The organism is Streptomyces sp. NPDC102259, assembly GCF_044766465.1.
Taxonomy (GTDB): domain Bacteria; phylum Actinomycetota; class Actinomycetes; order Streptomycetales; family Streptomycetaceae; genus Streptomyces.
On record NZ_JBIWMA010000002.1, the window covers coordinates 587,291 to 612,670 of the forward strand.

The 25,380-nt window shown below is 70.2% G+C and carries 20 protein-coding genes and 1 pseudogene; 15 read left to right on the plus strand and 6 right to left on the minus strand.

Annotated features, from left to right (window positions below; genetic code table 11):
• Positions 1–92 precede the first annotated feature (92 nt).
• Positions 93–285: pseudogene (locus ACIRPU_RS07160) on the minus strand (IS110 family transposase); the annotation flags it as partial.
• Positions 286–690: 405 nt separating this feature from the next.
• A complete protein-coding gene (locus ACIRPU_RS07165) occupies positions 691–2,436 on the minus strand; it encodes a PucR family transcriptional regulator (protein WP_403862789.1) in 1,746 nt (581 codons plus the stop codon).
• A gap of 275 nt (positions 2,437–2,711) precedes the next feature.
• Between ACIRPU_RS07165 and ACIRPU_RS07170 the strand changes: the two genes are divergently transcribed.
• From ACIRPU_RS07170 to ACIRPU_RS07225, 12 genes are all read left to right on the plus strand, one after another.
• Entirely contained in the window at positions 2,712–3,245 is a 534-nt protein-coding gene (locus ACIRPU_RS07170) for a general stress protein (RefSeq protein ID WP_403862792.1), read from the plus strand.
• A 67-nt stretch (positions 3,246–3,312) separates the two neighbouring features.
• Complete coding sequence (gene dnaK / locus ACIRPU_RS07175; RefSeq protein ID WP_403862795.1) at positions 3,313–5,220, plus strand: molecular chaperone DnaK; 1,908 nt, start codon at positions 3,313–3,315, stop codon at positions 5,218–5,220.
• Between the two features lie 10 nt (positions 5,221–5,230).
• Positions 5,231–5,815, plus strand: a complete 585-nt coding sequence (gene grpE, locus ACIRPU_RS07180) for a nucleotide exchange factor GrpE (protein WP_355701857.1) — start codon at positions 5,231–5,233, stop codon at positions 5,813–5,815.
• A 6-nt stretch (positions 5,816–5,821) separates the two neighbouring features.
• Positions 5,822–6,769 carry a DnaJ C-terminal domain-containing protein gene (locus tag ACIRPU_RS07185; protein WP_403862799.1) on the plus strand — a complete coding sequence of 316 codons (948 nt, stop codon included), beginning with the start codon at positions 5,822–5,824 and terminating at the stop codon, positions 6,767–6,769.
• The gene (locus ACIRPU_RS07190; protein ID WP_355701855.1) at positions 6,769–7,137 is read left to right on the plus strand and encodes a chaperone modulator CbpM; all 369 of its coding nucleotides are present in this window, start codon (positions 6,769–6,771) and stop codon (positions 7,135–7,137) included. Before ACIRPU_RS07185 ends, ACIRPU_RS07190 begins: the two co-directional genes overlap by 1 nt.
• Positions 7,128–9,767 carry an ATP-dependent chaperone ClpB gene (gene clpB / locus ACIRPU_RS07195; RefSeq protein WP_403862803.1) on the plus strand — a complete coding sequence of 880 codons (2,640 nt, stop codon included), beginning with the start codon at positions 7,128–7,130 and terminating at the stop codon, positions 9,765–9,767. The genes ACIRPU_RS07190 and clpB overlap by 10 nt, the downstream gene beginning before the upstream one ends.
• On the plus strand, positions 9,764–10,210 hold the full coding sequence (gene trxA / locus ACIRPU_RS07200; RefSeq protein ID WP_355701853.1) for a thioredoxin: 447 nt from the start codon (positions 9,764–9,766) through the stop codon (positions 10,208–10,210). Before clpB ends, trxA begins: the two co-directional genes overlap by 4 nt.
• A 5-nt stretch (positions 10,211–10,215) precedes the next feature.
• Positions 10,216–10,479, plus strand: coding sequence for a UBP-type zinc finger domain-containing protein (locus ACIRPU_RS07205; RefSeq protein ID WP_355701852.1), 264 nt, complete (start codon positions 10,216–10,218; stop codon positions 10,477–10,479).
• Positions 10,479–12,260: an FAD-dependent oxidoreductase gene (locus ACIRPU_RS07210; protein ID WP_403862807.1), complete on the plus strand. Its 1,782-nt coding sequence runs from the start codon at positions 10,479–10,481 to the stop codon at positions 12,258–12,260. Before ACIRPU_RS07205 ends, ACIRPU_RS07210 begins: the two co-directional genes overlap by 1 nt.
• A gap of 77 nt (positions 12,261–12,337) precedes the next feature.
• A complete protein-coding gene (locus ACIRPU_RS07215) occupies positions 12,338–12,799 on the plus strand; it encodes an Hsp20/alpha crystallin family protein (RefSeq protein WP_355701850.1) in 462 nt (153 codons plus the stop codon).
• Between the two features lie 474 nt (positions 12,800–13,273).
• Complete coding sequence (locus ACIRPU_RS07220) at positions 13,274–15,205, plus strand: MFS transporter (RefSeq protein WP_403862810.1); 1,932 nt, start codon at positions 13,274–13,276, stop codon at positions 15,203–15,205.
• Positions 15,206–15,230: 25 nt separating this feature from the next.
• The gene (locus ACIRPU_RS07225; protein ID WP_355701847.1) at positions 15,231–15,623 is read left to right on the plus strand and encodes a DUF2267 domain-containing protein; all 393 of its coding nucleotides are present in this window, start codon (positions 15,231–15,233) and stop codon (positions 15,621–15,623) included.
• Between the two features lie 182 nt (positions 15,624–15,805).
• On the opposite strand, the gene ACIRPU_RS07230 is transcribed toward ACIRPU_RS07225, so the two are convergent.
• Positions 15,806–16,255 (minus strand): DUF1931 family protein, encoded by a 450-nt coding sequence (locus ACIRPU_RS07230; protein ID WP_403862815.1) that lies wholly within the window; start codon positions 16,253–16,255, stop codon positions 15,806–15,808.
• Positions 16,256–16,630: 375 nt separating this feature from the next.
• Between ACIRPU_RS07230 and ACIRPU_RS07235 the strand changes: the two genes are divergently transcribed.
• The 3 genes from ACIRPU_RS07235 (at position 16,631) to ACIRPU_RS07245 (ending at position 21,856) form a co-directional block, all read left to right on the plus strand.
• Positions 16,631–17,764 (plus strand): hypothetical protein, encoded by a 1,134-nt coding sequence (locus tag ACIRPU_RS07235; protein ID WP_403862818.1) that lies wholly within the window; start codon positions 16,631–16,633, stop codon positions 17,762–17,764.
• A 298-nt stretch (positions 17,765–18,062) separates the two neighbouring features.
• Positions 18,063–19,238, plus strand: coding sequence for a glutathione-independent formaldehyde dehydrogenase (locus tag ACIRPU_RS07240; protein ID WP_403862821.1), 1,176 nt, complete (start codon positions 18,063–18,065; stop codon positions 19,236–19,238).
• A gap of 440 nt (positions 19,239–19,678) precedes the next feature.
• Positions 19,679–21,856, plus strand: coding sequence for an FUSC family protein (locus ACIRPU_RS07245; protein WP_403862823.1), 2,178 nt, complete (start codon positions 19,679–19,681; stop codon positions 21,854–21,856).
• Between the two features lie 139 nt (positions 21,857–21,995).
• On the opposite strand, the gene ACIRPU_RS07250 is transcribed toward ACIRPU_RS07245, so the two are convergent.
• The 3 genes from ACIRPU_RS07250 to ACIRPU_RS07260 all read right to left on the minus strand — a co-directional run bounded on the left by ACIRPU_RS07250 (position 21,996) and on the right by ACIRPU_RS07260 (position 25,361).
• Positions 21,996–23,609: a cation acetate symporter gene (locus ACIRPU_RS07250; RefSeq protein ID WP_403862825.1), complete on the minus strand. Its 1,614-nt coding sequence runs from the start codon at positions 23,607–23,609 to the stop codon at positions 21,996–21,998.
• Positions 23,606–24,136, minus strand: coding sequence for a DUF485 domain-containing protein (locus ACIRPU_RS07255; RefSeq protein ID WP_403862828.1), 531 nt, complete (start codon positions 24,134–24,136; stop codon positions 23,606–23,608). Before ACIRPU_RS07255 ends, ACIRPU_RS07250 begins: the two co-directional genes overlap by 4 nt.
• A 172-nt stretch (positions 24,137–24,308) precedes the next feature.
• The gene (locus ACIRPU_RS07260; RefSeq protein ID WP_403862831.1) at positions 24,309–25,361 is read right to left on the minus strand and encodes an alcohol dehydrogenase catalytic domain-containing protein; all 1,053 of its coding nucleotides are present in this window, start codon (positions 25,359–25,361) and stop codon (positions 24,309–24,311) included.
• Positions 25,362–25,380: the final 19 nt, after the last annotated feature.

Below are 25,380 nucleotides of genomic sequence, written 5' to 3' on the forward strand. Positions count from 1 at the left end.
GGTGCGGTGTCGCCAACCGTACGTAAGCACTAACTCGGGGAAAGTACCCACCTTCGAGTCAGGTACCTACATCTCGGTAAGTGCAGTGGGTGTGCGTCGGTGTGGGCCTCGCCCGGACAGAGGTGGCTATCGGTGCATCGCCGGGCGGGGCAGGTAGGCGACCTTGCAGCCCGCATCCCGGGCGATGGTCAGGGGGAGGGCTCCGATGGAGGCGGGCTGGTCCGCGCTCGCCAGGACGCCGTGGTGAGCGCTCTTGCCGACGTCCAGGCCGGGGAGCACGCCCACGTGCCACCGCACTCATCCCGTTGGGGCCTGGTCAGGGTGCCCGTGATCACCCTCAGGTATCGATCCCCGCAAGTCCTCTCACACCGCGCACAACGCCAAAGGCACCGTCGACCGGACCAGCTACAAGGCCACCATCAGCATCAACATCCCATCCACGCCGGACCCTTGACTACACGACACCCCCCCCGCGCACATCGCGACACACCTGGAGCCCACCCAGACACGTAACCCGAGCCGATAGGTGGAGCACCAGGAGGGTGGGCACCGCCTGTACCTCGGATCGCCGGGCCGACTGGGGGCTGGTAGACGTCGACTTCGACCGGCTCGATGTGTCCGGCGAGGTGACAGGCGTCCTGTTCGCGTGGCGAGCCGGCCCGCAGTCCCGGCCCTTTGGGGTGAGTGCGGTCAGCGTCGCCCGCCCAGGATGATTTTCCAGACGCGCGTCGCCACCTGCAGATTGAGCCGGGTGTCCACATCCGCCAGGTCGCGGTCGCTGATCTCACGGATGCGCTGCAGCCGGTAGCGCAGGGTGCTGCGATGGACCGTCAGCGCGGCGGCCGCGTCGTCGTAGTTGCCTCCGCAGTCGAAGTAGCGCGAGAGCGTCTCCACCAACTCCGTGCCATGCCCCGCGTCGTAGTCGATCAGCCGACCGAGCCACTCTCGCACGAAGCCCTCGAGCTCCCGGCGATCGTTGCCCGGCCCCAGGATCCGGTACAGCCCGAGTTCGTCGAAGAACGTCGTCCCACTGTGCTGGCGGGAGTTCTGCCGCACCTCCAGGGCCCGCAGTGCCTCCTGATAGCAGCGGGGAACGCCGCCAGGGGAGTCGCAGCGGGTGCTCACCCCGATCGCTCCGTCGGGCGTCCCCAGCTCATGGGCCAGCGACGCGTGCATGGCATCGTCGTCGGGCCTTGCTTCGGTCAGGAGGACCACCCGGTCGCCGCGACGGGTGATCAGCGGACGGGTCGCCATGGTGGCCGTCGTGTGCTCGACGGCACGGATGAAGGTGTCGTCAGGGGCGTTGCCGGGCCAGTGCACCACGACCACGTACTGGGTACGTTGCAGGTCGTGGCCGACGGCTTCGGCCCGGGCGTAGGCGCTCGTCTCGTCAGTACCCTCCAACAGGTCGTCGATCAGCTGGCGGCGCAGCCGCAGTTCGACCTCGGTGAGTGCGCGCAGATGCATGAGTTCCTGGGCCAGCGTCCGCTGGGCGTGATCCAGGGCGAACATGGTGTACTCGTCGGCCGTCGCGTCGGGGTCCTCGAGGGCGAGTACGCCGAGGAGGTCGCCGCCGGGGCGCGCCAGGGCGATCAGCCGGTCCTTGACCCTGACCGGGCCCGCCTCGCGCGCGACCTGCCGCAACATCCCTTCCTGGTAGGTCGAGGACCGCACCGGATAGGGGTCGGGCCGGTCTGGACCGGCCCAGGACCTCAGGTTGCCGAACCGGTCCTCGATGAGCGCCGACAGCCCGGTGAGCTCGTACAGCACCTGGGTGATGGCGTCCTCGCCGCCGCCCCGGGCAGCGACGCGTGCGAGGGCTTCGTGAACGGTCTCCTGCAGGTGCAGCTCGGAGCGCGTCGCGTCCAACTGCCGCAGTGCGGTGTCCCGTTCGGTGCCGATCCGGCGCAGTTCACCGGCGTTGTCGCGGTGCGCGGCGCGCGAGGCCGCCAGTGACATGGCCGCCGATGTGAGCCGCACGAGGGTCGAGAGGAGGAAGCGCCCCTGCTCATCGGGCCCGGAGTGGGAGGAGACCACGATGTAGCCGAGCAGGACGCCGGCCCCGCGCAGGCCGAACGCCCAGCTCCAGGACTGCTCCGGAAGCGACACGGCGCCGTCGGCCTCGCCCAACTCCTCCACCCGTGCGTCGTCGACTGTCGGCGCTTCCGTGTCGTGGCCGGGGACGCGGGACAGACCGTCGCCCGTCGCGAGGTATCCGGCCTCGGCGAGGTAGGGACCGAGGGCACTGACGTGCCGCATGGCCAACCGCACGATCTCACTCTGCTCCGCGCAGGTGAAGAGGGTGTGGGACAGCACGAGCAGCCCGTGTGGGTCCAGCGCCGCGAGCGGACGGGGGTCGTGTCGTTCGGTGCCCTCGGTGCCCTCGGTGTCGCTCGGGTGGCGGGTCACTTCCTGGTCGGGGACATGAGCGGACATTCTCCGTGACGGGTGACAGGCCATAGTCACTCCGTTCTCCTCCGGTCATCGGAAGCGATCGAGCGAATCGTGGGATCCAGGCCTGTGAGCTCTCGGCGCACCCAGCCCAGGCAGAGCCATGGGACTTATACGACTTTATGCCTTGTTCTGGTGGACCGACCGGCTGCGTCGACTTCTGACCTGCCGGGTGCAGGCGGAGCGCGCTGTTCTCTTGCCACTCTGGGCTTGTCGGAGACGCCGAGCGCACCGGTGGCCGTGGCAGGAAGGACAGGCTGATGAGCGAGCAGGCCCGTAGGGCCATCGCCTCGTACATGACCTACCAGGAGGCGGAACGCGCCGTCGATCACCTGTCGGACCAGGGTTTTCCCGTCGAGAGGGTGGCCATCATCGGGCAGGACGTGCGCCTGGTCGAACAGGTGACCGGCCGCCTCGGCCACGGCGGGGCCGCGCTGCAGGGAGCGGCGAGCGGCGCCCTGCCCGGCGCACTGATCGGATGGATCTTCGGGCTGCTGAACTGGCTGGACCCGGTCGTGTCGGGACTGCTCCTCGCCTTGTACGGGCTGGTTTTCGGGGCACTCGTCGGCGCTCTGCTCGGCGTGCTGGCGCACGCGGCCCAGCGTGGCCGGCGGGACTTCGCCTCGGTGAGCTCCATGCAGCCCAGCCGGTACGACGTCGTCGCCGACGAAGCGGTCGCCGACGACGCGGCGCAGCTGCTGGCCGAGCTACCCGGCGGGACCGGCACCGGCACCGGCACGAACAGCGGAGCGCGGAAGGGCAGCCGCCCGCGGAGCGGTCCCGCCATCACCTGAGCGAGTACGGAAAACCGGGCACGACTCCGAGAGCGAACGGGGCCGCCCGTCGCGAAAGGAGTTCCTCATGGCCAAGGCAGTAGGCATCGACCTGGGCACCACGAACTCGGTGATCGCCGTCTGGGAGGGTGGCGAGCCGACAGTCGTACCCAACACCGAGGGCAACCGCACGACACCGTCCGTGGTGGCCTTCACCGACACCGGCGAGCGCCTGGTGGGCCAGTTGGCCCGCCGCCAGGCGATCCTCAACCCCAAAGGCACCATCTACTCGGCCAAGCGGTTCATCGGCAGGCACTTCGACGAGATCTCCGAAGAGGTCAAGGCCGTCACGTACGACGTGGTCGAGGGAGACGGCGGCGCCGCCCGCTTCAAGGTGCGCGACAAGCTCTACGCGCCCGAGGAGATCAGCGCGCAGGTGCTGCGCAAGCTCGCCGACGACGCCTCCAAGCAGCTGGGAGAGCGGGTCACGGAGGCGGTCATCACGGTGCCCGCCTACTTCAACGACGCCCAGCGCACCGCCACCAAGGACGCCGGACGGATCGCCGGCCTGGAAGTGCTGCGGATCATCAACGAGCCGACCGCGGCCGCACTCGCCTACGGCATGGACAAGAAGCAGCACGAGACGGTGCTCGTCTTCGACCTGGGCGGCGGCACCTTCGACGTCAGCATCCTCGACGTCGGCGACGGCGTGGTGGAGGTACGGTCCACAGCGGGCGACAGCCATCTGGGCGGTGACGACTTCGACCGTCGGCTGGTCGACCAGCTCGCCGACGGCTTCCAGAAGGACAACGGCATCGACCTGCGCAAGGACCCGCAGGCCCTGCAACGACTGTTCGAGGCCGCCGAGAAGGCCAAGACCGAGCTCAGCTCGGTGACCCAGACGCAGGTCAGCCTGCCGTTCATCACGGCCGACGCCTCCGGGCCCAAGCATCTGACCACGACGATCATGCGGTCCACGTTCGAGCAGATCACCGGGGACCTGGTGGAGCGCTGCCTGGGCCCGGTGCGGCAGGCCATGGAGGACGCCAAGGTCAGTGACAACGACATCGACGAGGTCATCCTCGTCGGCGGCTCCACCCGCATCCCCGCCGTCCAGGCCCTGGTGCGGAGGCTGACCGGCGGCAAGGAACCCAATATGAGCGTCAACCCCGACGAGGTCGTGGCGATGGGCGCCGCGATCCAGGCCGGGGTCCTCAAGGGCGAGGTCAAGGACGTCCTGCTGCTCGATGTCACCCCTTTGTCGCTGGGCGTGGAGACGCGTGGTGGCGTGATGACGAAGATCATCGAGCGGAACACCACCATCCCCGTGCGCCGCACCGAGACCTTCTCCACCGCCGAGGACAACCAGCCCGCGGTCGACGTCGTCGTCCTGCAGGGCGAGCGGGAGAGGGCCGCCGACAACCGGGTTCTGGGCCGCTTCCAGCTCACCGACATCCGCCCCGCGCCGCGCGGCGAGGCGCAGATCGAGGTCACCTTCGACGTCGACGCCAACGGCATCCTCAACGTCACCGCGCGGGACAAGGACACCGGCAAGGAACAGGGCATCACGATCAGCGAGAGCTCCAACCTCGACCGCGGCGAGGTCGAGCGGATGGTCCAGGAGGCCGAACACAACCGCGGCGAGGACCAGGCCCTGCGCGAGGCGGTCGACGCCCGCAACGAACTGGACGCCATCGCCTACCAGGTCGAGAAGCGCCTGGGCGAACTCGGCGACGCCGCGCCCGCACATGAGAAGGCCCGCGCCGAGATGCTGGTGGCCGAGGCCCGCGAGGCGGTCAAGAACGAGGCCGGGGCGGACAAGGTCCGGCCGCTGACGTCCGAACTCCAGCAGGTCTTCGCGGCGCTCGCGGCCCATGAGGCGGGAGCCGCCGCGGCCGGTCCGGCGGGCGACGGCTCACCGGAAGGATCCGGTCCCGGCGGCGCCGCGCCGGGCGACGACGACGATGTGATCGACGCCGAGTTCGACAAGGGCTGAGGTGCCCGCCATGCCCATCCCACCCCGGGGCCGAGAGCCCGACCCGTCGCCCGAAGGCGCCGTACAGCCGCCGCGCGGGGATCTCGCACAGCCTGGACCGCCGACCGAGGAGGCCGAGCCGGGGCCCGACGCCGCGACCGGCGCCGCCGCACCCGACGACGCGTACGAGGCCGCGCTGCGAGAGGCCGAGGACCGATGGCGTCGCGCCCTGGCCGACCTCGACAACCTGCGCAAACGCCACGTCAGGGAGCTGGAGCGGGAGGCCGCCGCCGAACGCGCCCGTACAGCCGCGGCCTTCCTGCCCGTCATCGACAACCTGGAACTCGCCCTGAGCCACGCGGCCGCCGACCCCGGTGCGATCGTCGAAGGTGTCCGGGCCGTGCGTGACCAGGCCGTGAACGTCCTGGAGCGGCTGGGCTACCCGCGCCACGCAGAGGTGGGCGTGTCCTTCGACCCGGCCCGGCACGAGGTGGTCGGCGTGGTCCAGGATCCCGACGCCGATCCGAACACCGTGGTCCAGGTGCTGCGACCCGGCTATGGGGAGGCCGAGCGGCAGCTGCGGCCTGCCGCAGTGACCGTCGCCAAGCGGGAGTGACCCTCCATGGCACACGACTTCTACGAGGTGCTCGGCGTTCCGCGCACCGCCGACCGGGACGAGATCCAGCGGGCCTACCGCACGCTGGCCCGCAAGTACCACCCCGACGTCAACAAGGACCCCCAGGCGGAGGAGCGGTTCAAGGACATCAACGAGGCCTTCAGCGTCCTGTCCGATCCGGATCAGCGAGCCCGGTACGACCGCTTCGGCGAGGACTTCCGGAAGATCCCGGAGGACTGGGAGGAGCGCGTCGGAGCCGGAGCCGGTGCCGGAGCGGGAGCCGGCAGCGGCTTCCGGTGGGCCACCGGCGGCGGCCCCCGGGCGCGGTACTCCACGGCAGGTTTCGGGGGCGAGGGGGTCGACGTCGAGGATCTGTTCGGCTCGCTGTTCGGCGGCGCGGGGCGGACGCGCGTGCCCGGCGCCAATCAGGAGGCCGAGCTGCCGCTCACCGTCGAGGAGGCCTATCGTGGCGGCCGCCGTACGGTCACCCTCGCCGGGCCGGGCGGGCAGCGGCGCTACCAGGTCGACGTGCCGCCCGGCACCATCGACGGGCAGCGCATCCGGCTGGCCGGGGAGGGCGGGCGCGGGAGCGGCGAGGACGCTCCCGCCGGAGACCTGTATCTGAGGGTGCGGATCCAGCCGCACCCCGAGTTCCGCCTCGACGGCCGGGACATCCACGTGAGGCTTCCGGTCACCCCATGGGAGGCGGCACTGGGCGCGACCGTGCCGGTGCCCACGCCGAGCGGCGCCACGGCCAAGGTGACCGTGCCCGCCGGATCCTCCAGCGGACGGCGTCTACGGCTGCGTGGCGAGGGCATGCCTGGCCCGCGCGGCGCGAACGGAGACCTGTACGCGGAGCTGCGGATCATGGTGCCGCCCCGGCTGAGCGACCGGGAGCGCGAACTGCTGGAGGAACTTGCCACCGTCTCCTCGTTCGACCCCAGGAGGACCTGATGACCGACCGACCGGCCGAGGCCCGCCCGTCCCCCCCACGCATGGCCGAGGTGGGCGTGCAGTACGCGATCGTGCCCGTGCCCGGGCTCTCCCTGGATACCGCGGCCCGCCGCTCAGGTCTGCATCCCGACCTGATCCGTAGGTTCGTCGCCCTCGGACTGGTGGACGCCGGCCGCGACGCCTCCGGACGGCTGGTGTTCGCCCCCACCGCCCCGGCCGTCCTGGCCCGTGTCCAGCGGTTGCGCACCGGGCTGTGCCTGAACTACGCATCCATCGGTCTGGTGCTCGACCTGCTCGACCGCATCAGCTTGCTCGAAGCCGCGCTGCGGCGGGCGGGCATGAGGAGTGATCTACCACCATGGACATGAACCGCCTGACCCAGAAGTCCCAGGAAGCCCTGCAGGAGGCCCAGAGCGCCGCCGGCCGCCTGGGCCACACCGAGGTCGACGGCGAGCATCTGCTGCTCGCCCTCCTCGACCAGGAGGAGGGCCTGATCCCGCGCCTGCTGCAGCAGACGGGCACCGAGCCCGAGGAACTGCGCGCGGCCGTACGCGAAGAGCTCTCCCGCCGGCCCAAGGTGACCGGCCCGGGTGCGTCACCGGGCCAGGTCTTCGTCACCCAGCGCCTGGCCCGGCTGCTGGACGGGGCCGAGCGGGAGGCCAAACGCCTCAAGGACGAGTACGTGTCCGTGGAACACCTGCTGCTGGCCCTGGCCGAGGAGGGCTCGGCGACCGCCGCCGGACGCCTGCTCAAGGAGCACGGCGTGACCCGGGAGTCCTTCCTCGGCGCGCTCACCCAGGTCCGCGGCAACCAGCGAGTGACCTCCGCCAACCCCGAGGTGGCCTACGAGGCCCTGGAGAAGTACGGCCGCGACCTGGTCCTCGAGGCTCGGTCCGGGCGGCTGGACCCCGTCATCGGCCGGGACGCCGAGATCCGCCGCGTCACCCAGATCCTCAGCCGCAAGTCCAAGAACAACCCTGTCCTGATCGGCGACCCCGGCGTCGGCAAGACCGCCATCGTCGAGGGTCTCGCCCAGCGCATCGTCCGCGGCGACGTGCCCGAGGGCCTGCGCGACAAGATCGTGTTCGCCCTCGACATGGGCTCCCTGGTCGCCGGCGCCAAGTACCGCGGCGAGTTCGAGGAACGCCTCAAGGCCGTGCTGTCCGAGGTCAAGGCCGCCCAGGGAGGCATCCTGCTCTTTGTCGACGAACTGCACACCGTCGTCGGCGCGGGCGCCGCCGAGGGCGCCATGGACGCGGGCAACATGCTCAAGCCGATGCTCGCCCGCGGCGAACTGCACATGATCGGCGCCACCACCCTCGACGAGTACCGCAAGCACATCGAGAAGGACGCCGCCCTCGAGCGCCGCTTCCAGCAGGTCCTGGTCGAAGAGCCCAGCGTGGAGGACACCATCTCCATTCTGCGCGGCCTGCGTGAACGCCTGGAGGTCTTCCACGGCGTGAAGATCCAGGACACCTCGCTGGTCGCGGCGGCGACGCTCTCCCACCGCTACATCACCGACCGTTTCCTGCCCGACAAGGCCATCGACCTCGTCGACGAGGCGTGCGCCCGGCTGCGTACCGAGATCGACTCGATGCCCGCCGAACTCGACGAGATCACCCGCCGCGTCACCCGCCTGGAGATCGAGGAGGCCGCCCTCTCCAAGGAGACCGACCCCGCCAGCGAAACCCGCCTCGAAGAACTGCGCAAGGAACTGGCCGACCTGCGCGCCGAGGCCGACGCCAAACACGCCCAGTGGGAGGCCGAACGGCAGGCCATCCGCCGCGTGCAGGAGCTGCGCCAGGAACTGGAGCAGGTCCGCCACGAGGCGGAAGAGGCCGAACGCGCCTACGACCTCAACCGCGCCGCCGAACTCCGCTACGGCCGCCTCCAGGACCTCGAGCGCCGGCTGGCCGCCGAGGAGGAACAACTGACCGCCAGGCAGGGCCAGAACCGGCTGCTGCGGGAGGTCGTCACCGAGGAGGAGATCGCCGAGATCGTCGCCGCCTGGACCGGCATCCCCGTCAGCCGCCTCCAGGAGGGCGAACGCGAGAAGCTGCTGCGCCTCGACGAGATCCTGCGCGAGCGCGTCATCGGCCAGGACGAGGCGGTCAAGCTGGTGGCCGACGCCGTCATCCGCGCCCGCTCCGGGATCCGCGACCCGCGCCGCCCCATCGGCTCGTTCATCTTTCTCGGCCCCACCGGCGTCGGGAAGACAGAGCTGGCCAAGACCCTCGCCCGGGCCCTGTTCGACTCCGAGGACAACATGGTCCGCCTCGACATGAGCGAGTACCAGGAGCGGCACACCGTCAGCCGGCTCATGGGCGCACCGCCCGGATACGTCGGCTACGAGGAAGGCGGCCAGCTCACCGAGGCCGTACGCCGCAGGCCGTACTCCGTTGTGCTGTTCGACGAGGTCGAGAAGGCGCACACCGACGTCTTCAACACCCTGCTGCAGATCCTCGACGACGGCCGCATCACCGACGCTCAGGGCCGTACCGTCGACTTCCGCAACACCGTGATCATCATGACGTCCAACATCGGCTCCGAGCACCTCCTCGACGGCGCCACCGCCGAGGGTGAGATCAAACCGGACGCCCGCGCCCTGGTGATGGGTGAGCTGCGCGGGCACTTCCGCCCGGAGTTCCTCAACCGCGTCGACGACATCGTGCTGTTCAGGCCACTCGGTGAGCGGCAGATCGAGCGGATCGTGGAGCTGCAGTTCGACGAGCTGCGCCGGCGCCTCGCCGAACGCCGCATCACCGTCGAACTCACCGACGAAGCCAGGAAGTTGATCGCCCACCAGGGCTACGACCCGGTGTACGGGGCCCGGCCGCTGCGGCGTTACATCTCCCACGAGGTCGAGACCATGGTCGGGCGCGCCCTGCTGCGCGGTGACGTCCAGGACGGCGCGCAGGTCCGCGTCGACGCCCAGCACGGAGAACTGGTGGTCACCTACGACAAGCCCGAGGATGTGAAGGAAGCGAGGGCGGCATGAGCACCCTGCAAGCCACCAACGTCGTCTGCCCGCACTGCGGGCGCACCAACCGGGTGCCGGCGGCCGCCGAGGGCCGCCCCACGTGCGGCAACTGCAAGCAGCCGCTGCCGTGGACGGCCGACGCGGGCGACGACGATTTCACCGAGGTCGTCGAGCGGGCCACCGTGCCCGTCGTCGTCGACCTGTGGGCCACCTGGTGCGGACCCTGTCGCATGGTCAGCCCCGCGCTGGAGCAGGTCGCCACCGACCTGGCAGGAACGATCAAGCTGGTCAAGGTCGACATCGACAAGAACCCGCGTCTGGCACAGCGGTTCGAGGTCCAGGCGGTACCGACGCTGCTGGTCCTCGACAAAGGACAGATCATCGCCCGGCAGGCGGGTGCCGCACCTGCCCCTGCCCTTCGGCGGTGGGTGGAGCAGTCGATCGCGGCCCGGAAAGAGTGATCCACATGACCCTGCACGCCGATCCCCACCTCGCGCTCGTCCGGCCGGTCCAGCCGCTGACCCCACAAGGGTGCCAGGAGTGCCTGCTGCTCGGCTCCCCGTGGGTCCACCTCAGGCTCTGCCTGACCTGCGGCCACGTCGGCTGCTGCGACTCCTCACCGAACAAGCACGCGCGTAAGCACGCAGCTGCCGACGCCCATCCGATCGTGCAGTCGTTCCAGCCCGGCGAGGACTGGCGGTGGTGCTACGTCCACGAGGCGTTCGTGTGATGCCCGGCGACGAGACGCGGCCCGACGTGCCGCCGGTGCCGGACGAGGAGCAGGAGAGCGTCCCCTTCGAGACTCCTGACGTCTACGGCGCCTATCCCCGCCTGAAAGACGACCAGATCGCCCGCCTGGCGCAGCACGGCCGGCGGCGTGCGGTCGACGTCGGTGACGAGCTGATCCGGGAGGGGGAGAGGTGCGAGACGTTCTACGTCGTCCTCAGTGGCTCTGTCGCCATCGTCGAGAACTACGGCACGCCCGACGAACACCTGCTGCGTGTGCACGGCCCTGGCCGCTTCATCGGCGAACTCGGCCTCCTGAAGGGACAGGTGGCGTTCTACACCGCTGTGGTCAGGGACCCCGGCGAGATCCTCGCCCTGTCCATGGACCAGCTGCGCGACCTGGTGACCCGGGACGCCACCCTCGGTGACGTGGTGCTGCGCGCCTGCCTGGGGCGCCGCGCTCTGCTCGTCGGGCAGGGCGCCGGTTTCCGCATCATCGGCTCGCGCTACTCGCCCGACACCCGTCGGCTGCGCGAGTTCGCCGCCCGCAACCGGCTGCCGCACCGCTGGATCGACCTGGAGACGGACACGGAGGCCGAGGCACTGCTGCGCCGCTTCGGGGTCGGGCCGGAGCAGACGCCGCTGGTCATCTGGAGGGACACGACCCTGCTGCGCAATCCGAGCAACGCCGAACTGGCACGGTTCATAGGCCTGCCGGCCCTGGAACCGGGCGACGGCCGCGGCGACCTCCTCATCGTCGGCTCCGGTCCGGCCGGTCTCGCCGCCGCGGTGAACGCCGCCTCGGAGGGCCTCGGCACGACCGTGGTCGAGGCGCTGGCCACCGGCGGCCAGGCCGGGACGTCCTCCCGCATCGAGAATCTGCTCGGCTTCCCTTCGGGTATCTCCGGCGCCGAACTCACCGAGCGCGCCGTGCTCCAGGCGGAGAAATTCGGCGCCCGGATCAGCGTGCCGGCGGAGGCGGCCCGGCTCGAACGGCGGGACGACCACTACGCCGTCGGGTTCGCCGACGGCAGCGAGGTCACCGCCCGTACCGTCGTCCTGGCCACCGGTGCCCGCTACCGCCGCCTCCGTGTGCCCGGCATCGAGCCTTTGGAGGGCTCGAGTGTCCACTACTCGGCGACCGTCTACGAGGCCCAGCAGTGCCGTACCGACCCGGTGGCGGTGGTCGGCGGCGGCAACTCCGCGGGCCAGGCGGTGCTCTTCCTGGCCGGATACGTACCGCAGGTGTATCTGCTCGTCCGTGGTCCGAGCCTCGAGGCGCACATGTCCCGCTATCTGATCGATCAGGTCGAGCGCCACCCCCGAGTGCGGGTGCTGCTGCACACCGAGGTGACCGAGGCACTGGGCGACAAGACGCTCGAGGCGGTCACCGTGGTCGACCACCGTACGGGCGAGCACCACCACATCGAGGTGCGGGCCCTGTTCGTCTTCACCGGCGCCGACCCGCACACCGATTGGCTGTCCGGCGTGCTCGCTCTCGATGCGCGCGGCTTCGTGCTCACGGGGGCGGAGGCGCAGGCCTGCTCCGTTCCCGAAGTGTGGCAGAGCCAGGGCCGCGACTGCCTGACGTTGGAGACCAGCCTGCCCGGCGTCTTCGCCGCCGGCGATCTGCGCAGCGGCTCGGTGAAGCGCGTGGCCTCCGCGGTCGGCGAAGGCTCGATGAGCATCCACTTCGTGCACCGCTACCTGGGCCGCACCGCCGCGCCCGGCAACACCGACACCTCCCCGCACACCCGTCCGAAACAGGCCGCTTGGCTCGCATGACGCCCAGCGGGCGACGAGATCACGAGAAGGAGGCGATGGCAATGGCCACGCCCGTACGGCGCCACCGAGGTGGCGCGATGCAGGACAGGCCCGTCGGCTGGGCCCGCAATCCGCTGACGGAGTTCGACCAACTGCTCGCCGAGATGAGCGGGCTGATGGAATCCACGGTGGGAGGCGCGGCGCCCGCAGTCGCCTGGACGCCCCTGGCGGAGGTCACGGAGGCGGACGACGCCTTCCATGTCGAGATCGAACTCCCCGGCGTCAAGAGCAAGGACATCGACGTCGAAGCGAACGGCCAGGAGTTGGTGGTCACCGGAGAGATCAAGGAGAAGGAACGCAAAGGCATCCTGCGCCGGAGCACCCGCCGCACCGGAGCCTTCGAGTACCGGCTGAGGCTTCCCGGAGAGGTGGACACCGAAAAGATCGATGCGCGGATGTCGGACGGGGTGCTCACCATCACCGTCCCCAAGGCCGAGGTCGCGAAGGCGCGGCACGTCGAGATCAGCGAGACGAGTGAGAGCACCGGGAGCGGCGGCTGAGACGCGAACGCCGCGGTCCCGGACACCCGTCCGGCACCGCGGTGCCGGGTCGGCGAGGCATGACACCCAGGGTGACTCGAGAATGACGTCCGACATCACAACCCCTCACGGCGGAGACCCGGCCGGGGGCTCGCCACCGGCTTCCTTTCGGCGCCGCAGACGCCAGGCGCGCAGCAGCCGAAGGGGGAGCAGACCCAGTGGTGCTCGGCGGCCCAGGTCCGCCTGGTCCTCGCGGTCGAACGCCCGTGCGTAACGCTCGGCGTCCTCGGCCGTCGGATATCGCTTGCTCCCCTCCGCTCCGCACTCACGCGCGCAGTGCCAGAGCATGGTGTCGCCCTCATGGAGGAAGCGAAAACGGTGTCCCAGAAGGTGGCAGCGCAGCACAGAAGAGCACCCTATGTGGATTTGTCCATTCTGGCCCGTTCTGTCCCGCTCCAGGCAACGGCCCAGGGCCCTTGAACGAGGAGGCATGGCATGACCACCACCGCCGAGCTCGGTGTCGTCACGACCAAGGTCCCGGCCCGGCTCGACCGGCTGCCGTGGTCCCGATTCCATTGGCGGATCGTCATCGGTCTGGGAGCCGTTTGGATTCTCGACGGACTCGAAGTGACGATCGTCGGCGCGGTTGCCGCCCGTATGACCGAGCCGGGCAGCGGCATCAACCTGACCAGCGCCGACATAGGCACTGCCGCCGCCATCTACGTGGCGGGCGCATGTGCGGGCGCTCTCCTGTTCGGGAGGCTCACCGACCGCTACGGGCGCAAGAAGCTGTTCATGCTCACGCTCGGCATCTATGTCCTCGCCACCGTCGCGACCGCGTTCGCCCACGACGCCTGGTACCTCTACCTCGCCCGTTTCATCACCGGTATGGGCATCGGCGGAGAGTATGCCGCGATCAACTCGGCCATCGACGAACTGATTCCCGCCCGCAACCGAGGGCAGGTGGATCTGGCCATCAACGGCAGCTACTGGGTCGGTGCGGCGTTCGGCAGCCTGGTCGCCGTGCTGCTGCTCGACGAGAGTCTGCTGGCGGCCGACCTCGGCTGGCGGCTGGCCTTCGGCCTGGGCGGCATTCTGGGCCTGGGCATCATGCTGGTACGCCGCCACGTACCGGAAAGTCCGCGCTGGCTGTTCATCCACGGGCATCAGGCCGAGGCGGAACGTATCGTCGACCGGATCGAGGCCGAGGTGCACCGAGAGACCGGCCGCGAGCTGCCCGAACCGGGCGAGGCCGTCACCGTACGGCAGCGTGATGTCATCCCGTTCACGGAGATCGCGGGCGTGGCTCTGCGGCGGTACCCGCGTCGCGCCGTTCTCGGCCTGGCGCTCTTCATCGGACAGGCGTTCCTGTACAACGCGATCGTCTTCGACCTGGGCACGATCCTGAACGGCTTCTTCGACATCGGCTCCGGCTCGATCCCCTACTTCCTCGCCCTCTTCGCGATCGCCAACTTCCTCGGACCACTCCTTCTCGGCCGACTGTTCGACACCGTGGGCAGAAAGCCGATGATCGCGGGCACCTACTTCGGCTCGGCCGTCGTGGCAGCCGTCCTCGCCGTTCTGCTGATCAACGGCTCCCTGACGACATGGTCGTTCTTCGTGCTGGTCTCGCTGACCTTCTTCGTGGCGTCAGCGGGAGCGAGCTCGGCCTATCTGACGGTGAGCGAGGTCTTCCCCATGGAGACCCGAGCCCTGTCCATCTCGCTGTTCTTCGCGATCGGCACGGCCGTGGGCGGAATCACCGGCCCGCTGCTGTTCGGCCACTTGATTCACAGTGGCGATGTGAACCTGGTGGCCATCGGCTTCCTCGTCGGAGCGGCGGCCATGGCGCTGGGCGGGTTGGCCGAGGTCTTCTTCGGTGTCCGGGCCGAACAACAGTCCCTGGAGAACATCGCCCGGCCGCTCACCGCTGAGGAAACCGAGGCAGCCTGGCGCAACGAGCCCGCGCCACAGGACGCACGAGACCGCCTCCGGCCCGCGCACGTCCGGCAGGCCGCGCACGAGCGGGAACTGCGGATCGCCGACCGCGCCGCCCGCCACCGGGAGCAGGAGCGCGCCGGAGCCCGCCGCTACCGCCCGGGCACCGGACCGGGCAGCACCCTGTACTCGCCGGGGATGGTCGGCACCGCGGGCACGGCAAGCCGTACCTCCACCATGGCCGAACAACGCCTCGACGACGAGATCGAACAGATCGCCCACGCGCTCCGAGAAGCCGGCCCGACGAGCCACGACCGACTCGAACAGGCCGTGGGCGGCCGTTCCTGGGGCCCCGGGCGCTTCCGCGGTGCCCTGCGTGTATCCGTGCGGGAGTCCCGGGCCAAGGGCCTTGCGAACGGCGACTACGAGTCGGCGGACGGACCCGGCCGGCCCGACGGCACACCGGGCGACCCCCTCGATCAGCGGTGAGTGGGCGTGCAGAAGGAAGGCAGCTATGAAATACGACGGATTCCTCGCCCGTGTGCGCGAGCGAGGCGAATACAACGACCAGGACGAAGCCGCGAGCGTCACCAACGCCGTGCTGGAAGTGCTGGCCCAACGGATCAGCCCGGGAGAGGTCAAGGACCTCGCATCCCAACTGCCCGGCCCGCTGGGACAAGTTCTGGACCATGCCACGCCGCAGCAGGCGCAGAGCTTCGGGATCGAAGAGTTCTACCGCCGGGTCGCAGAGCGCATCCAGGCCCGGCCGCGTACGGCGCAGTGGGATGCCAGCGCGGTCCTGACCACCGTTGCCGACGCTGTCACCGGCGGTGAGCTGAATCAGATCCTCAGCCAACTCCCGTCCGGTTACGCCGTCCTGTTCGGCAAGGCCGAACTCGCTGACTGAGCCCGTGAGGCGCGGTGGTCGCGAGCGAAGGGTATGCCTGCGCGGGTATGGCGCCGCAGAGGTGCGGCGCCATACCCGCCGCTTCTCGGCGGAGACTGAGCCATGCCCGGCATCCATCGACGTCCTTCGATGGTCCCCAAGGGCTGTTCACCCAGCGCGTGTCGGGCGTTGCGCTCCGCCGCTCACAGCAGGAGGTCGAAGACGGCTCGGGCCTCGTCCCAGTGCTGGGTCTGGGGGTTCTTCAGGTCAGGGTGGAGGATCTTGAAGCACTGGGCGAGGGCCAGGCTGAGTCCGCCGATGATGTCCGGATAGGCCGCCTCGGTCTCTTCGTCGGGCGTGCGGTCCAGAGCGGGGTGGCCGGCGAGCTGTTCCAGGATCGGCTTGAGCTCCACTTCCTGGTCGATCTTCCGGAAGCGGTGAATGCTCTCCTGCAGGCCCTTCGTGATCGGTAGGTCACCGGGCCGGATGATGTCGCGCCCGTTGGCCTTGGCAGTGGCCTGGGCGACGGTCAGCAGATCGTAGAGCTTGGCGTCGACGAAGTCGCTGTAGCGCTTGAGATCGTTCTTGTCGACGTCCAGCCCCGCGGCCGCGCGGAAGAACCTTTCGAACCTGGCGATGGACATCACGGTCATGACGGCAACCTCCGGCAGCGGGAGCCGGGTGGTTCCCGGCCCCCCTTGGCTTACCAGTCAGCCTGGCCGACGGGGGCGCGCGAACGCATGCACATGCGGGGCCCAATTAACCTTCCTGTGTTGCCCTGCCAGGCCCAGGCGTGCGACTGTCGGGCAGTCGGACGACGGGCGGGCGGAGCGACAGCCGGGTGGGCACCGTGTCGACAGGTGGCCCCACGTGACGAGTGACCCGCCGGACGTGGAGAACGAGAAGACCTGGCCGTGCCGCCTGCGCCTGTCGGCGGGGGCCAGCGTGTCACGCGGCGTCGGCGTTGCCTCGGGGGCATCCTGTGGGCACTCGCGCTCGCGGGGTCAGTCGACGAGAAGGGTCCGGTCATGCGGGTGTCGCCCCAGGGCGTTACGGTCGTGGCTCTCCTGGCGGATCCGGATGCGCCCACCGAAATCGCGCGGCGCATGGCCCGGATACTTCCCGAGCGGCTCGCCGACAAGTCGGACCGGGGGCGACGGTTCGACGTCGAGGTGGTCAGCGAGCCCTTCACCGCGGGCACGGAGGACCTGCCCACTTTGATGCGCCGGATCGTGGACCGTGGACGTGCGGAGAACTGGGACGTCGTCGTGGCCCTCACGGACCTTCCGCTGCATTCGCACGGGCGCAGACTCGTCGTGGATCTGAGTCACGAACACGGCTTGGCGTTGCTGTCTCTGCCTTCGCTGGGGGGCTTGCGGCTCCAGACGAGGGCCCGGCGGGCCGTGGAAGAAGCGGTGCTCGGCCTGGCGGCTCCGCCGGCCACCGAGGCTGAAGGCCCCTTGCAGGGTCAGCCGCCCCTGGGGCGCTTCGTGGGTCGTTTCGCGCCTGTTCACCCGGGGGCGATCGGTGAGGAGGAGACCGCTGATCTTCGGTACGTCGTCAGCGGGCCGCGCGGATACCTGAGGGTGCTCCTCGGTATGGTCCGCGCCAACCGGCCGTGGCGGTTGGTGCCGGGCTTGTCGAAAGCCCTGGCGGCCGCGCTCGCCACGGGAGCGGTCGCCACCGTGAACTCCACCGTCTGGAGCCTGGCCGAGTCCCTCAGCGCGCCACGCCTCGTGATCGCCACGGTCGGGTCCGTCGCGCTCATGATCGGCTGGCTGATCGTGGACGCGGAACTCTGGCATCGATCGGCGGAGGGCTCGCGGGAAGCGAGGCAGAGGGCACGGCTGTACAACACCTCGACCGTCCTGACCGTGGGTATCGGCGTGATCGTCTGCTACGCGGGTTTGTTGGTCATCAATTTCGTCTGGGCGCTGTTCATCCTCAACGACCAAGTGTTCGCCTCCACGACACGAACTCCGCTGCACGCAACGGACTACTGGACGTTGGCCTGGTTCGTGGCTTCGGTCGCCACGGTGGGCGGTGCGCTGGGATCGGGTTTGGAGAGCGACGAGGCGATCCGGGCAGCCGCCTACTCCAAGCGCGAACAGGAACGTCGCCACATGCTCCAAGACAACGACGGTGACCGACTGGAGACCTGAGCCGGAGATTCGTCGGCGGTCGACGGTCGTCCGGGCCCGAAGACTCCGCTGATCGATCGTGCGTGGTTGTTTCGCGTCGGGGGCCGACGGGGACCCGGACGGCACGCCGCCGGAACGCGGGGCTCAGCCTGGCGGGCCGGCGGCACCACCGTTCCACCCGAACCGGGTGAACGGCCCACAGGGGGCATGTCGGAGCCACGGGCCCCATGCGTCAACTCCCGGGAGTCAGGCTCTGTGCGCCGTCCCGTCACCGCCGTGCTGCGGTCATGCCGCTGCCGCGGCACCGAAGGAAGCAATCATGAAGGCCGCGATATATGAAGGACCGCGAACGGTCACAGTGAAGGACGTACCGGACGCGAAGATCGAACATCCCTGTGACATCATCGTCAAGATCACCACCACCAACATCTGCGGTTCGGACCTGCACATGTACGAGGGCCGCACCTCGTTCGAGTCCGGCCGAACCCTGGGACACGAGAACATGGGCGAGGTCGTGGAGGTCGGCTCGGCCGTCCGCAAGGTCCAGGTCGGCGAGTACGTGGTCCTGCCCTTCAACATCGCCTGCGGCTTCTGCAAGCAGTGCGAGCGGGGCCTGACCAACTACTGCCTGACCATGCAGCCGGAACCGGCCCTCGCCGGAGCCGCCTACGGATTCGCCGACATGGGCCCCTACCAGGGCGGCCAGGCGGAACTCCTGCGCGTGCCCTACGGCGACTTCAACGCGCTGCGTCTGGGCGAGGACGCCGCCGAGCGGCAGACCGACTACGTGATGCTCGCCGACATCTTCCCCACCGGCTATCACGCCACCGAGATGGCGCACGTCAAGCCGGGCGACCAGACGATCGTCTTCGGGGCCGGTCCCGTCGGGCAGATGGCGGCCTACTCCGCCCTCCTCAAGGGCGCCGGCCGCGTCTGGGTGGCCGATCACCAACCCGACCGGCTGCGCAAGGCGGAGGAGATCGGTGCCATCCCGATCAACACCGCCGAGCAGAATCCGGCGGAGGTCGTCAAGGAGGCGACCCTCGGTCTGGGCGCCGACAACGGCTGTGAATGCGTCGGCTACCAGGCACACGACCCCGAGGGACACGAGGACGCCAGCCTCACGCTCAACGGACTGATCGACTCGGTCAGGTTCACGGGCGACATCGGTGTGGTGGGCGTGTTCCTGCCCGAGGATCCCGGCGGTGCCGAGGCCCAGGGGGAGTTGGAGGCGCAGGGCAAGGTCCCGATCGACTTCGGCATGATGTGGTTCAAGGGCCAGCACATGGGCACCGGGCAGGCGCCGGTGAAGAGGTACAACCGGGCGCTGCGGGATCTGATCGCCGGCGAGAAGGCGAAGCCGAGCTTCATCGTCTCCCACGAGCTCAGCCTGGACGAGGCTCCCACCGCCTACGAGCACTTCGACGCCCGTGACGAGGGCTGGACCAAGGTGGTCCTGCATCCGAACGGACACGGGAACGGCGCCAAGCGGTGAGGGACCCGAGGACCGCGGTCCCGCCTGCTCCCCCCGGACCGGTCCGGCCCGCGGGTGGTGATCGCCCCGGCTCCGGCCGGGGTCGGACGGGCGGCGGGCGACTCCCCGGAGTTCCGCCACGGTCGGTAGTGGCGTCCGTGGCGTGCGCATGGTTCTCACCCCCACCCGTTTCTCACCCCCACCCGTTCTGGGGCCGAGTGGTGTGCGATGAAGATTCGCAGAACGATCGTGATCGCGAGTCGATCCGCCGGCGCGTCTTGGCCGACCGCACCAAGTGGGCGATCGGCGTGGTGGAGGGCAGGTCGGTCCTCCAGTAGCCGGTCGGCTCGTCGGCTTCCGCGGGCCGTTGGACCAGCAGTGTCCGCAGTGGCAGCACCATGTCCCGGCTGCTGAGGCCCGGTCGACGCGACCCGGCACGGCGTTTCGGGCAGGCCCACACCGTGACGTGGCTGCGGGCCCTCGTGGAGGTCGTGCGATCCGGGCTCACGATCGAGGAGACGCGGCTGGAGCCGCTGCTCGCGCTGCGCACGGCAGCTGGGGTGGCGATCGTCATCGGTCCGACGCTGTGGCTGGTCTCCCCCGCGTATGCCGCGTCCGCCGCCCTCGGCGCCTACTCCGCGGGTGGGGCCACCTTCCAGCGCACCTGGCGTCCACGCAAGGTGATCGCGCTCGGCGCGGGCGCGGGTCTGGCGCTCAGCACCTTCGTGGGCTACCTGGCGGCGGGGCGACTCGTGACGTTCCTTCCACTGCTGGCCGTATGGGCCTTCGCCGCGGGGATGGCGTGGGCCGTCGGATCGACCGCCGGGATCGTCGCGGCGACGACCGTCGGCAGCATGCTGGTGACCATCACCCTGCCCACGAGCCTCGGGCGAGCCCTGGAGCACGCCGGGGTCATCGCGCTCGGAGGGGTGGCGCAGGCCGTGCTGATCCTGTTGTTCCCGATCCGTCGTTGGGGGGCGCATCGTGACGCGCTCGCCGACGCCCTGGCCGCCGTGGCGGACTACGCCCGACGACTGCGGCACGACCCGACCGCCCCGTTCGACCCTGAGCCGCTGATGACGGCCCGGGACGCGGCTGCCGTGACGCCGTCACAGGCCCGTACCCGTCCCCCCGTCCTCCACGGTCCCCGGGGACTCGCCGAGCGCATTCGGCCGGTCGTCGCGGCGCTCGCCGACCCGGACGTCGGCGCCCCGGCGGAGGGACCGGGGCGGGACCGCGCGCGGGAGTTGCTCGACGCGGCCGCCGACGTCCTGGACGCGGCCGCCCGTTCGATCCGCCGCGGCACGCCCGCCGAGGTGCCGGCCGCAAGTGCGGACGTCCTGCGCGTCGACGAGGAGCACGAGGTGCTGGAGGGGCCCGCCCGGGAGACCGCCGAGCGGCTCGTGGAACTGCTCGGAGAGGCGTTGGAGATCGCCGGGAGCGGCGACGCGCGCGGGAGGACGCCCACGTTGCCCGGCCCCGCCGGCGCACACCTCCTGGTGCGCCCGACGATGTTCCGGCTGCTCCCGGTCGTCGTCCGGGCGGTCCGCCGAGAGCTTCGCCGGGACTCGCCCGTGTTCCGGCACGCCGTACGCCTGGCGGCGGTGGCCACGCTCGGCTATCTGATCGCCGCCCGACTGCCCCTGGGCCACGGCTACTGGGCTCCCATCGCCTCGGTGATGGTGATGCGGCCGGACTTCCACCAGACGTACGCGCGTGCGGTGGCCCGTCTCGCCGGGACCCTGGCGGGGGTCGCGCTCGCCACCGGGATGGTGCGGGCCCTGGGACCGGACACCCATGTGTTCGGCGCGCTGGCGGTGGTCTCGGCGGGCCTGTCGTACACGCTGATCCGTACCGGCTACGCCTACTCCCAGTGCTTCACCGCCGCGTACGTCGTCTTCCTGCTCGGCATGGGCGGCCAGGCACTGGAGCAGACGGTCCCGGAGCGGGTGGTGCTCACCCTGCTCGGCGGGGTCCTGGCCATGCTGGCGTACGTGGTGTTCCCGGCATGGGAGACGCCCCGGCTGCCGGCCCGGCTCGCGGACTGGCTCGCCGCCAACGGCCGCTACGCGGGCGCGGTGCTCCGCAACCACATCGAACCGACCCGGGAGCATCACGCCGACCTGCGCAGGGCACTGCTGGCGAGCAGGGAGGCACGTGCCGCCTGGCAGGAGGCATACGACCGGGCACGGCAGGAACCGGTCCGCCCCAGGGGTCTGACGTCGCGTGAGGCGCAGGAGGCGCAGGAGGCGCTCAAGGGGTTCGGCCGGGCGGCGATGCTCATGGAGAGCCACCTCCCGGGGGCCGACAGCCGTTTCGGCCCCGAGGCGGAGCGGTTCGCCGAGGCCCTGGAGACGGACACCGCGCAGGCCGCAGTGGACGTGCGCGAGCACCGGAATCCGGACTGGGGGCGCGTGGAGGAGGCGCTCCACGCGTGGGAGGACGCCGGCGCCGGGGACCGGAGCCCGGTGGTGCGGCGCGAGGCGGAACTGCAGAAGCGGGCCTTGGAGGACCTCGCGACGGCCATGAGCCGCACCCCCCTGGAACGGGACGTGGGCTCCGCTCGCGAGGAGCGGCGGGTACGGGCGGCCGTGACGGCGGGAGGCGACGGATCGGACCCCGCGCACCGGGGTGGGTGACGGCTCCGGCGACCGGGAGAACCGCGCCCCCTGGAGCGGGAAGCAGTATCCCGGCCGCGTCGAGCGCCGCCGCACGTACGCCGCTGTCGCCCTCGCGAGGATCAGCCCCGCCAGGATGAGCGGTTCGATCCCCTCGACGTCATTGCGCTGCGGCGAGCAGCCGTGCCTCGTTCTCCTCGTACAGCCGCCGGTTCTCGTGGCTGTCGGCCGGGCGGCGCCGGTGGTCCAGTCGGCTGCCCAGCCAGCCCGCCAGATAGCCGAACGGGATGGAGACCAGCCCGGTGGACTGCAGGGGGAACAGGTGGAAGTCGGCGTCGGGGAAGACGGCGGACGGTGTGCCCGAGACGGCCTTGGAGAAGATCATCGACAGCAGGGCGCAGGCCGCGCCGCCGTAGAGGGTGGCGAGCAGGCCGGTGCGGGTGAATCCTCGCCAGAACAGGGAGTAGGTGAGCGCGGGCGCCACGGCGGAGGCGCCTATGCAGATGGCCAGCGTGGTCAGCACGCCGACGTCCCAGTGCTGGACGAGGGTGGAGAGCACGATCGCCACGGTTCCCACGGCCACGCTCGTCCACGCCGCCACCGTCATCTCCCTGCGCGGCGACGACGCCTGCCCGCGCCGCGTCGCATGGGCGAACAGGTCGTGGGCGAGCGACGAGGCCGCGGCCAGGGTCATCCCCGCGACCGACGACAACAGGGTGATGAAGACCATGCCCGCCACGGCCGAGTAGAGGATCGTCGCGCCCGCGGAACCGGGGACTCCGCCGAGCGCCTGCGACAGCATGAGCAGCGACGTTCTGCCGTGCGGGTCGGCCGCGGTGATGGCCCGCGACCCCACCAGCGCCGCCGCGCCCGTCCCCATGACGATCACGAGCAGGCAGAACGTGGTGACCGTGCCGACCGCCCACGACATGGAGCGACGCACAGCCGGCACGTCCTGCGCGGAGTACAGACGCATCGTGATGTGGGGCAGGCAGGCCACGCCGAGGACCACGGTGACCTGGAGGCCGACGAAGTCGAGCCGGTCGACGGTCGAGGTGCCCAGCTGCAGGCCCTGCTGGAGGTAGGCGGGGCCCGCGCCGCTGCCGTGCTGGGCGGCTCTGAGGACGTCGCTGGGGTTCCAGTCGAAGCGGTTCAGTACGAACGCGGCGACGACGACGCTGGTGCCGAGCAGGAGGACGATCTTGATCATCTGTATCAGGGCGGTGCCTCTCATGCCGCCGATCGCCGCGTAAATGATCATCAGGCTGCCGACGATGACGATGCACGCCGTCCTGGCGCCCGCCACGTGCGGGATGTCAAGGATGAAGGTGAGCAGCGACCCGGCCCCGGAGAGCTGGACGACCAGGAAGGGCAGGGTCGCCGAAAGCGTCACCACGCAGGCTGCGATACGCACGGACCGTCCCGGCATGTTGCGGGCCAGGACGTCGCCCATGGTGAACCTGCCCGCGTTGCGCAGGGGTTCGGCCAGCAGGAACATCAGCAGTACCAGCGACAGGGCGGTGCTGACCGCGAGAACGTAGCCGTCGTATCCGGCGAGCGCGATGATGCCGGTGGTGCTCAGTACCGTGGCGGCCGAGATGTAGTCGCCCGCGATCGCCAGGCCGTTCTTGAGCGGGGTGAGCGAGAGGTAGCCGGTGTAGAAGTTCGTCAGGTCCTCGCGGTCCGGTCCCGTCATGACGCACATCATCAGCGTGACGGTGACCAGCGTGGTGAACAGAACCAGGACGGTGGCCTGCGTCCCGGAGTCGTTCATCTCGCCACCCCCGCGTTCCGGCCGGTGGGGACCGCACGCTCTCTGACCGCGCGGGCCAGCGGATCCACCGAGCGTTGCGCGCCGCGTCCGTACCAGAAGACCGCCGCGAAGGTGACGACGAGCTGGAAGACGCCCAGGGCCATTCCCAGGCTCAGCTCTCCGACGATCGTGGCCCCCATCAGTCCAGGCGCGTAACAGGACAGCACGACGTACACCACGAAGGAGCCGAGCGCGGCGAGCGTGGCGGTCCGACGCAGTCGGCGGTAGGCCGAGCGGAGTGCGGCGAGGTCGCCACTGTGTCGAGGGAACTCGTGCCGGTGCGGCTCGTCCCAGGGGGCTTGCCCGTACGAGTTCCCGTAGGCGTTCCCGTACGAGGTCCCGTGCGAGGTCCCGTGCGAGTTTCCGTACGTAGTCCCGTGCGAGTCGTACCGAGGGACGTCGTGGTCGTACGTCCGGGGCTCGGTGTGGGGCAGCGGCCGTCCCGTGGGTGCTGATGGCGGATATCGGTTCTCGTCGGCGTACGTCATCGCCTGGCCTTCCGCTGCGGCTCGGATCCGTGGAGGTGAACGGGGAGGAATGGTTCTGGCGGCGCACCATACCGACCGGTTGGGATGCCTGGGATCCCCCCGGGGGATCACGTTTCGGGGTCGATGTGGTCCCCGGGCGGAGAAGGCTGAGCGGATGCCCTCGCTGGGCGGATCAGCAGGTGGGGTCGAGAAGGACCTTGCGGACACCGGCGGCGCGGCTGTTGAACAGTTCGTACGCGGCGGGGCCCTCGGAGAGGGGGAAGCGGTGGGAGACCACGACCTCCGGGGTGATCCGGCCGGCCTGGGCGAGCGGGATCAGTGCGGGGAGTTCGTAGTGGATCGAGCACAGTCCGATGGCGAACTCCAGCTCCTTGACCTGGGCCAGTCCCATGTGGAAGGGGAAGGCCCTGTTCTGGCTGACGCCGACGACACTGACGCGTCCCGCCTGTCGGACGGCCTTGAGGGCGAGCTCGATGGTGGCGTCCGAGCCCACGGCCTCCACCACGGCGTCCGGTCCGCGTCCCGCGGTCATCTCCCGTATGGCGGTCCGTGCGTCCTCGCCCTCGACCGGTTCCACACCCAGGGTGGCGGCGAAGGCACGGCGCTCCGCGACCAGGTCCGCGCCCAGCACACGGGCGGCGCCCATCGCGAAGGCGGATTGCGCGGCCATGAGGCCGACCGGGCCCAAGCCGATGACCAGCACCGTTTCGCCCGGCTGGATGCGGGCGCGGCGGCATCCGTACCAGGCCGTGGGAGCGTTGTCCGTCAGGACGACGGCGGCCTCGTCGGAGATGCCCTCGGGCAGGTGCACCAGGTTGATGTCGGCATGGGGCACGGCCAGCGCCTGGGCCTGACTGCCCGGAAGGTGCGGGCTCACTCCGTAGCAGAGGTCCGTCGGGGCATGGGCTCGCTCGCACCTCGCGGTGAGTCCCCTCGCGCAGGTTGCGCACAGCGTGCAGCCGACCGAGGCGGGAACCATGACCCGGTCGCCGGGCTTGAAGCGGGTGACCCGGTCGCCGATGTCGACGACCACGCCGACGCACTCGTGTCCCGGTGTGTAGCCGGTCTCCGGGCTGAACCCCTTGCCGCCGTAGATGTGCAGGTCACTGCCGCAGATACCGGCCGTGGTGACCTGGACGACCGCGTCGGTGGGGCTGGTGACGGCCGGGTCGGGTACGTCTTCGTACCGGATGTCGTGGGGGCCGTGGTAGGTCAGGGTCTTCAAGGGATGCCTCCATCCCGGC